Annotated in this window: 5 protein-coding genes; all 5 read right to left on the bottom strand. The window is 74.5% G+C overall.

All coding sequences use genetic code 11. From position 1 onward, the window contains the following. Positions 1 to 332, bottom strand: a 332-nt coding sequence (locus tag CTKZ_RS22425; RefSeq protein WP_225916124.1) for a DUF6458 family protein, incomplete at its 3' end; no start/stop codon positions are given. Positions 333 to 493: 161 nt separating this feature from the next. Beyond that, on the bottom strand, positions 494 to 2,722 hold the full coding sequence (locus tag CTKZ_RS08585; protein ID WP_124342560.1) for a S9 family peptidase: 2,229 nt from the start codon (positions 2,720 to 2,722) through the stop codon (positions 494 to 496). After that, the gene (locus tag CTKZ_RS08590) at positions 2,712 to 3,851 is read right to left on the bottom strand and encodes a type IV toxin-antitoxin system AbiEi family antitoxin domain-containing protein (protein ID WP_124342561.1); all 1,140 of its coding nucleotides are present in this window, start codon (positions 3,849 to 3,851) and stop codon (positions 2,712 to 2,714) included. Before CTKZ_RS08590 ends, CTKZ_RS08585 begins: the two co-directional genes overlap by 11 nt. A 274-nt stretch (positions 3,852 to 4,125) precedes the next feature. Continuing rightward, a complete protein-coding gene (locus CTKZ_RS08595; protein ID WP_124342562.1) occupies positions 4,126 to 6,216 on the bottom strand; it encodes a PhoX family protein in 2,091 nt (696 codons plus the stop codon). Between the two features lie 255 nt (positions 6,217 to 6,471). Then, positions 6,472 to 8,876: bifunctional copper resistance protein CopD/cytochrome c oxidase assembly protein (locus tag CTKZ_RS08600; RefSeq protein ID WP_371852350.1), on the bottom strand; the 2,405-nt coding region annotated here is incomplete at its 5' end.

Raw genomic sequence — 8,876 nt, forward strand, 5'->3', positions numbered from 1 at the left:
CAGGCGCCCGCGGGGGGCGCCGGGGGGGCCTGCGGGGGCTGCTGCTGCTGGACCGGCTGCACCGGGGTCTGCTGCACCGGCTGGACCGGCTGCTGGACCACGGGCTGGGCGACGGGCTGGGCCGTCCCGACCGTGCGGTGGTCGACGACCTCACGGTGCGAGGTGTTGCTGCGCTGCGCGTTGATGATGAGCGCCAGGATCAGCGCGAGCACGCCCGCGCCGATGCAGATGTACCCGATCATCGTCAGGTCGATGGCGTCGATGCTGTCCCGCACGCCGAACGCGAGGATCGCGCCGATGACGATCAGGGCGATGCCGCCTCCGATACCCATGCGTGGCTCCTTCCGTCCCGTCGAACTCCCGTTCGGGACGCCCGTCGAACTTCGTCGAACTGGGCGGCGCTCGACTCTTGACAGAGGAGTTTGGCGCGGGTAGTGGAACCTCGCATCTGGAGGCGGCATCGTCACCCGGTCAGGTCATCCGGCCACGTCCGTCAGCCCAGGACGTCCGGGTACGCCACGTCCGCCTGACCCAGCACGTGCTGCGCGAGGAACGCCTCGACCACCTGGTACCAGACGACCGCGTGCTGCGGGCTGAGGATCCAGTGGTTCTCGTCAGGGAAGTAGAGGAACCGGTGCGGCGTGCGGCCCTCGTCGTCCGCCGGGAGGCCCGATCGGGACACGAGCTCGTACCAGAGCCGCAGGCCCTCGCCGATCGGCACCCGGTAGTCCTTGTCGCCGTGCACGACCAGCATGGGCGTGACGATCTTGTCGACGAACCGGTGCGGAGAGTTGTCGAGCGCCATCTCGGCGGTCATCTCCCGCTCCCAGTAGTACGCCGCGTCCGTCGTCGGGCCGAACTGGTCCAGCGCCCACAGGCTCGCGTGCGTGACGATCGCCTGGAACCGGTCCGTGTGCCCGGCGACCCAGTTCGCCATGTAGCCGCCGAACGAGCCGCCCATCGCCGCCGTGCGGGACGCGTCGACGTCGTCGCGCGCCTCCGCGACGTCGGTGATCGCCATGAGGTCCGTGAACGGCGCCTCGCCCCACGAGCCCCACCCCGCCTGGATGAAGTCCTGCCCGTAGCCCGTCGACAGCGCCGGGTCCGGCAGCAGCACCGCGTACCCCTGCGCGACCAGCAGCCACGGGTTCCACCGCCACGACCACGTGTTCCACGAGCCCAGCGGGCCGCCGTGGATCCACAGCAGCAGCGGGGCCGGGGCGTCGGCGCTCGCACCGTCGGGCAGCGCGAGCCACGCGCGCACGCGTCGCCCGTCGCCGACCGTGGTCTCCACCTCGGTCAGCATGCCCGGGACGCTCGGCGTCGCGACGGGCCCGACGAGGGGCGTGGCCAGGACCGGCGCACCCGTCTCGGCCGCCGCCGCCAGGTCGATGCGGACCGGGTGCGCGGGCGCCTCGTACGACGAGCGCAGCGCGTACGCCGTCCGCCCGTCGGGGCTGACCTGCACGTCGGTGAACACCGCGTCGTCCGCCGTCACGCGCGTCACCGCGCCCGACGCGAGGTCCACGCGGAACACCGGCCCGCGGCCGTCGTCGTCCGCGAGCACCAGCAGCGCGTCCGAGCCCGGCAGCCACACCGGGTCGTGCGGCCAGCGGTCCCAGCCGTCGACGAGCGGCCGCGCGTCGCCGCCGGCCAGCGGCGCGACCTGCAGGGAGACGTGGGGCGCCTGGTGCGGCGTCGACACCGTCTCGCGCGTGAACACGACCCAGCGGCCGTCGGGCGACACGACCGGCCCGTACACGTCTGCGGCGTCGTCGGCCACGAGCGTGCGCCGCTCACCGTTCGCCACGTCGATCGCGACGACCTCGCTGCGCTGGTCGCCGCGCGCCAGGTACCGCGTCCACCCCGTCACGACCGTGCGGCCGTCCGGCGTGATCGCGGCCGACTGCTCGACGAGCGCCGCTCGCGCGTCGGGCGTCGCGTCGCGCAGCGTGAGCCGCGGGTCGCGGTCGCCCGCCAGCGGCGTCACGACGTCCGCGGACAGGTCCGCCGTGAACAGGTGCGGCGCGTCCGGTCCCAGGTCGTGGTCCCAGTACCGGATCGGGTACGCGTCGTGCAGGATCGCCGCGATCTTCTTGTCCTTGCGGGCTTTGCGCAGCTTCTCGTCGGTCTCCGCGTCCGGCGCCGAGGGGAGCACGTCGCTGCTCACCAGCACGACCGACGCGTCCTTCGCCGTCCGCACCCCGCCGACACCCGCGACCCGGTCCGCCACCACGCGGGCCTCCGCGTAGTCCGCGGGCAGCAGCCACAGCGCCGGGACCGGGTCGTCGTCGCCGTCCTTCGCGTCCGGGTCGGGCCGGGCGCTCGTGAACAGCAGGTCGCCCGACGCCGTGAACGCGGCGCTGGCCTCGCCCTTCGCGCTGCGGGTCAGGCGTCGGGCCGGCTTCTCGCCCGACGGGTCGACCTCCCACAGCGCGGTCACGTACTTGGTCCGCTTGGCGTCGAGCGTGGCCACGGCCGTCACCAGCCGCGTGCCGTCCGGCGAGAGCACCAACCCGGACACCCGCGGGATCCCGACGTACGCGTCGAGGTCGTGGAACGGCGTCGCCGCCGCCGCACCGTCCCCGGCGTCCCCGCTCCCGGCACCACGGGTCGCACCGACGCCACCGCCGCCCGTTGCACCGCCGGGACCGATGCCGCCGATCGTCCGCTCGTCCAGGGTCTCGTCCGCGCCGCCGCCGGCGCCGCTGTCAGTCGTCATCGTCACCGCCCCGTCCTATCACGCCCACCTGACCAGGCTCTCCCATCGACCCGGTCCTGGTGACCGGACCGGCCGCGGAAGCGGTTCTCATCGCCGGGTCGCCGGTCCGCCCAGAACCGACGTGGTCGTCGACCCGGGGCTCGTGACCGGAAACGCCGACGACGCGGTACCCAGGACCGGGTCGCCGGTCGCATGCGAGCGATGCGGCCACCGTCCTGACCAGAGCCCGGGACGCGCCGAGGTCGGCGGCCGTGAACCGCAGCAGGCGCACCCGCCCCGTCGCCAGCAGCGCGTTCTGCCGACGACGGTCGCGCAGGAGCGCCTCGGGCGCTTCGTGCACGTCGCGGCCGTCGATCTCGGCCAGAAGCCACCCGCCGTCCCGCAGACGCCAGCCGAGATCCGCGCGGCCGAGGAACGTCCCGTCCGCGGAGCGGACGACGACCTGGAGGTCGTCCGGCGGCAGTCCCGCAGCGATGCAGTCCACGCGGGCGAAGGTCTCCAGCGGTGACTCGGCACGCGGGTCGACGAGGTCCCAGACGTCTCGCACGGATGCTGCGCCTCGTCGGCGCTCGACCAGTCGGCGCACGTCGGACAACCCGTGCGCCGGCAGCAGCCCTCGTCGCAGGACGTCGTCGAGGACGGCGACGGCGTGACGTGCGCCCAACTGAGGGACCGCCTGCGCGAGCGCCCATGGCAGCCGGGCGACATTCCCCGCCCCGTACCTGCTGACAGGGAAGGGAAGGGGGTCACCGAAGCATCGGACGGTGATGCCGTCACGATCGCGGAGATGACGTCCGCCCGGGAGCGCCACCTCCGGTCGGACGACCGCCGGCAGTCCGGCGACGCCATGCAGCACGAGCGCCGCGCCACCCACCGCGATCGCCTCAGGACCGAAGGCGAGGAGCCCGAGCCACGCGCTCTCCTGACGTCGCTCGTCGAGCGAACGCCTGCGCCCGGGCTCGACGTCGTACACCGACCACGCGCGGCGCGACCATCGACCCGATGAGACGAGCCGCGAGCGTCGGCTTCCGCCGATCCCTGCGAGCGACGCCTGCGCGGCCGAGACGAGCCCGCCCTGACGCCGAGCGAGCGTGAGCAGCGACAGCGGGACGTCGGACCTGGCTGGCATGCGCCGACCTCACCGCGTCCGATCACTGCGGGTCTCGCTTTGCGACCGGACCTGTGGACGCGCACGACTCACCTGACGCCTGTGCACGTCTCGATGCCGCGATCCACCGGCCGCTACCCCGCGGGACCCGGGTCTCGTTACCGCTAGGTGCACCTTTGCGGTACCCAGACCCGGGTCGGACTGCTGCCGAGAGCGAGGAGGCCGGCGGCCGGAGGGCCGCCCGGCCGGCCGCCGGGGGTTGTCAGGCGCCGGCCGGGCGGGCGGGGGCGGCGCCTCAGGGGCGGTAGACCTGGACGACCGACGGGCGGGGGCCACCCCAGCGGCCGGCGGACAGGGAGCCGGGGGCGACGTAGTCCGGGAAGTAGGACTGCTGAGCCGCCCACGTGCCGTCCTCGCCCGGGTGCTGGACGGCGACGTAGACCATCTCGTCGCGGTCGCGGACCACGGGGCCGCAGGTCTCGGCGCCGCGCGGCACGGCCAGGAACTGCTGGACGCGGCCGCGCTCACGGCCCTCGAGCGGCACCTTGAACAGCCCGTCGCAGTACCCGATGGTGCCGGGCTGCCCGTCGGTCGAGATCCACAGGTTGCCCGAGGAGTCGAACGCGACGTTGTCGGGGCAGGAGATCGGCGACACCTTCTCGGGCGGGAATCCCGCGAAGTACGTCCCGGTCGTCGTCGCGGGGTCGCCGCAGAGCAGCAGGATGCTCCAGCCGAACGTCGTGGACCGCGGGTCGTTCGACGACTCGGTCAGCTCGACCACGTGCCCGTTGCGGTTCGTGACGCGCGGGTTCGGCTCGGTCGCCCCCTCCTTGCCGGCGGCGCCGCGGTCGGTGTTGTTGGTGCACGCCACGTACACGCGACCCGTCACCGGGTTGGGCTCGACGTCCTCGGGGCGGTCCATCTTGGTCGCGCCGACGGCGTCGGCCGCGAGCCGCGTGAAGACCAGGACCTCCTCCGTCGTGAAGCCCGGCACCTGCGACACCCCGTCGAGCACGAGCGGGATCCACTGGCCCGTCCCGTCGAACGCCCCGTCGGACGGCAGCGCGCCGGTCCCGGTGATCTCGGAGACAGGCGAGTCGCCGAGGAACCGCGCGACGTACAGGTTGCCCGCGGTGAGGAGGCGCTTGTTCGCGTCGCGGTGCCGCCGGCCCTCCCGGTAGCGGTCCTTCGAGACGAACTTGTACAGGTAGTCGAACCGCTCGTCGTCGCCCATGTACGCGGCGACGTGGCCGGACCGCCCGACGATGACGTTCGCACCCTCGTGCTTGAACCGGCCGAGCGCGGTGTGCTTGACGGGTGGCGCGGTCGGGTCCTCGGGGTCGACCTCGACGATCCAGCCGAAGCGGTGCGGCTCGTTCTCGTAGCCGGGGTTGCGCGCGTCGAAGCGCGGGTCCACGTCCTCCCAGCCGCGCGTCGTCGCCTTGTCCGCGAACCCGTACCGCTTGTCGGCCGCCGACGTGCCCGCGGTGCGGAAGTACTGGTTGACGTTCTCCTCGCCCGACAGGACCGTGCCCCACGGGGTCGTGCCGCCCGCGCAGTTGTTGAGCGTGCCGCGCGGCGTGGTGCCGGCCGGGTCGGCGACGGTCCGCAGCAGCGCGGAACCCGCTGCGGGGCCGGAGAACGTGAACGGCGTCGACGCGGTGATCCGCCGGTTGGCGCGCGCGCCGACCTTGTAGGTCCACGGCTTGCCCTTGCGCTCGCGGTACAGGCCGACGACGGACAGGCCGTGCGAGGCCATCGCGACGCGGCGCTGCCGGTCGAGCTCCTCGGGCGTCGTCGCGGGCGGGAACATGATGTTCTCGTTCGTGTACTCGTGGTTGACCACGAGCACACCCGAGCGGCCGTCGCGGTCCTCGAGGACGTCGACGTAGTCGCAGTTGTAGCCGAACAGGCGCTCCGCGACCTCGGGCGTGACCGTCGCGGGGTCGAACCGGTCGCGCGACGACAGGAGCGGGTCGCCCCAGCGCACGAGCGGACGCCACTGGTACCCGGCGGGCACGGTGAACGCGTCGGTCGCGGCGGGGACCGGAGCGATCGGGGTGAACCCCAGACGACCGCGGGGGCCGCCGCCCGGGCCGTGCGCGACGGCCGGCGTCGCGTCGCCGAGGACGGGCGCGATCGCGACGGCCGCACCGGCCACGACGGCGCCCGCGAGGACGGCGCGTCGGCTCAGCGCGGCGTCGACGACGTCGCGGAAGTACGGGTTGTCGGTGGTGTTCGGGACGGGCTGCGCGCACGCGTCCCCGCACTTGAGGTGGCACGTCATGGGCGAGCGCTTGCCCGACGTGTGGCCCGCCATCGGCAGGAACGGCAGGAGCGCGCGGCGGGAGGGGGTGGGTCCGGGACGGTCGTCGGTGGTCGTCATGCGCGGGCCTCTCGGAGGGCGTCGGGCGGGGGCGACGACAGCCAACAACCCGGAGGATCCCGACGAACCGCCGCCCGGTGAGCGACCGGTGAACACCCGGCGAACGTTCCCGCCCTCGCCCGCTGGGCTCCCGACCACCGCGACCCGGGTCTCGGTACCGGAACTGGACGTCGACCGGTCACGACGCCCGGGTCGCCGACCGGACGTGCGGTGGTGGCGGTGAGCGTGCTGACAGCCCGGCGGTCGGGTCGACGGTCAGGCGGTGGGCGTGCCCGCGTCGCGCTCGTCCGCGCGGCGGGCGGCGCGCGCGTCGACCTGGTGGGCGTCGCGCTCGGCGAGGCCCGCGAGCATCGCGTTGTACTCGTCGAGCTCGACGTCGCCCTCGCGGTCGACCTTCCGGTCCCGACGGCGCGCGGTCCGCTCGTCGTCGCGCGCCCACGCGAACCCGACGCCGATCGCGAGCGCGAGCGTCGGGATCTCACCGATGCCCCACGTGATCGCGCCGCCGATCTGCTGGTCGGCGAGCGCGCTCGGCCCCCACGGGCGGCCCATGAGCCCGAACCAGTCGGCGACCAGGAGCGTCTCCCCCGAGACGAGCGCGACGCCGAAGAACGCGTGGAACGCCATCGTCGCGAACAGCAGCAGGAGCCGCTGCGGGTACGGGAGGCGCCGCGGGCCGGGGTCGATCCCGACGAGCGCGTTGACGAACAGGTACCCGGCGAGCGTGAAGTGCACGACCATCGCGAGGTGCCCGACCGGGGACCGCAGCGACCACTCGAACAGGCCGGTGTAGTAGAAGGCGATCATCGAGCCGACGAAGTTGACGGCCGCGACCAGGGGGTTCGCGAGGAACGACCCGACGCGGCTGTGCACCAGCACGAGGATCCACTCGCGCGGACCGCGGGAGACGTCGTCGCGCAGCCGCGTCGAGCGGACGGGCAGCGCGCGCAGCGCGAGCGTCACGGGCGCGGACAGCGCGAGGAAGATCGGCACCACCATCGCGAGCACCATGTGCTGCACCATGTGCGCGCTGAACAGCACGTGCCCGTAGAGCGCAGGCCCGCCCGACGTCGTCCAGCCGAACAGCAGCATCCCCGCCGTCCACGACGCGGTGCGCGCCCACGGCCACGTGTCGCCGCGGCGACGCAGCCGCAGCACCCACCGCCAGTAGACGACGAGACCCGCGACGGCGGCGGACGCGAGCAGCAGGTCCCAGCGCCACTCGGTGAGCCAGCGGAGCGTCGTCGGCTCGGGCGGCAGCGGGTGGCCGGTGAGGCGGTACGCGGGCGACGGGTCGACGGGCGGCTCCTCGGGCACGGGCGGCGCGGTCGAGCCGAGGGCGACGGCGACGCCCGAGACGGCACCCATGACGGCGAGCTCGACGAGCACGAGCCGCCAGAAGAGCGCGCTGCTCGCGCGCCGTGCGGCGTCGACCAGAGCAGCAGCGGTGGCCGACGTGCCCCGTGCGCCGGACGACCCGCCGGCCGAGGAGGGGCGGCCGGACGAGGCGGTCGAGGAGGTGGCGCGCGCGAGTCCGGACGTCGAGGTGGCGGCCGGCGACGCTGTCGGCGCCGGCCCGTCGGACGACGCACCGGCGGCGGACGAGCCCGTCGTCGCCGGGACGCCCGAGAGCGCGTCGACGCGCGGCGCGACCGCCGCACCGCCGGTCAGGCGCGGGATGACGGCCCGCCGGTGGGCGAGGCCGAGGAGCCCGAGCACCCCGAACAGCGCGACCTTCGCGAGCAGCAGCACCCCGTAGGTCGTCGTGAGGTCGGACCAGCCGTCGGTCCGCAGCAGGCCGTTGACCAGGCCCGAGACGGCGACGGCGACGAAGCACCACCCGGCGATGACCGAGTACCGCGCGACGGACGCGGACAGGTCGGTGCCGACCCACCGGACGACGACGGCGAGCGCGGCGAGCGCCCCGATCCAGACCGCGGCCCCGACGAGGTGCACGACCATCGACGACGTCGCGAGGTCGTGCCCGGACGCCCCCGCGGCGTGCCCGGTCTGCGCCTGCTGGTAGAGCGCGACGAGCACGACGACGGCCGTCCACGCGGCACCGGTGGGCGTGGCGACGACGAGCGACAGCGCGGTGACGACGGCGGCCGCGGTGGTGACGAGCAGCAGCGTGCGGCCGAGGTCGATCTGCGTGACGAAGACGCCGAGCTCCTGCCCGAACTGCGCGGAGTCGACGGGGCGCCCGGCGACGTTCGCGTAGGTGAGGACGAGGTGCACGAGCGACGCGACGGTCCACACGCCGCCGGCCCACGCGGCGACGAGGAGGCTGCGCGGGTAGGCGCGACCGTCGGCGCGGCCGGGCGTGGCGCGCGCGTCGGCGGCGAGCACGGGCTGGCGGCGCGGCAGGACGCCGATCGCGAGGACGAGCGCACCGAGGGCGACGGCCCCGGCGAGCTCGGTGAGCGTCTCCGCGACGGGCAGCCCCCAGCGGACGGCGGCGCCGGGGTCGGCGAGGACGCGCGGCGCGACGGCACCGGAGAACGCGACACCCGCGAGGACGGCCACGACCGCCGACGCGACGAGCACGACGACCCGCACGGCCGCGGGCAGTGCCGCCCACCGGGCACCGCGGTCGGCACGCGGCGACGCTCCCCCGCCGGCGCGCGACGACGCGACGGACCCACCGGTCGAGCCGGGGG

Origin of the sequence: Cellulomonas algicola (genome assembly GCF_003851725.1) — a bacterium.
Classification (GTDB): domain Bacteria; phylum Actinomycetota; class Actinomycetes; order Actinomycetales; family Cellulomonadaceae; genus Cellulomonas; species Cellulomonas algicola.

Excerpts from the sequence above, each read along its gene's own strand:
- CTKZ_RS08585 (WP_124342560.1), bottom strand. The coding sequence starts at position 2,722 with ATGACGACTGACAGCGGCGCCGGCGGCGGCGCGGACGAGACCCTGGAC.
- CTKZ_RS08590 (WP_124342561.1), bottom strand. The coding sequence starts at position 3,851 with ATGCCAGCCAGGTCCGACGTCCCGCTGTCGCTGCTCACGCTCGCTCGG.
- CTKZ_RS08595 (WP_124342562.1), bottom strand. The coding sequence starts at position 6,216 with ATGACGACCACCGACGACCGTCCCGGACCCACCCCCTCCCGCCGCGCG.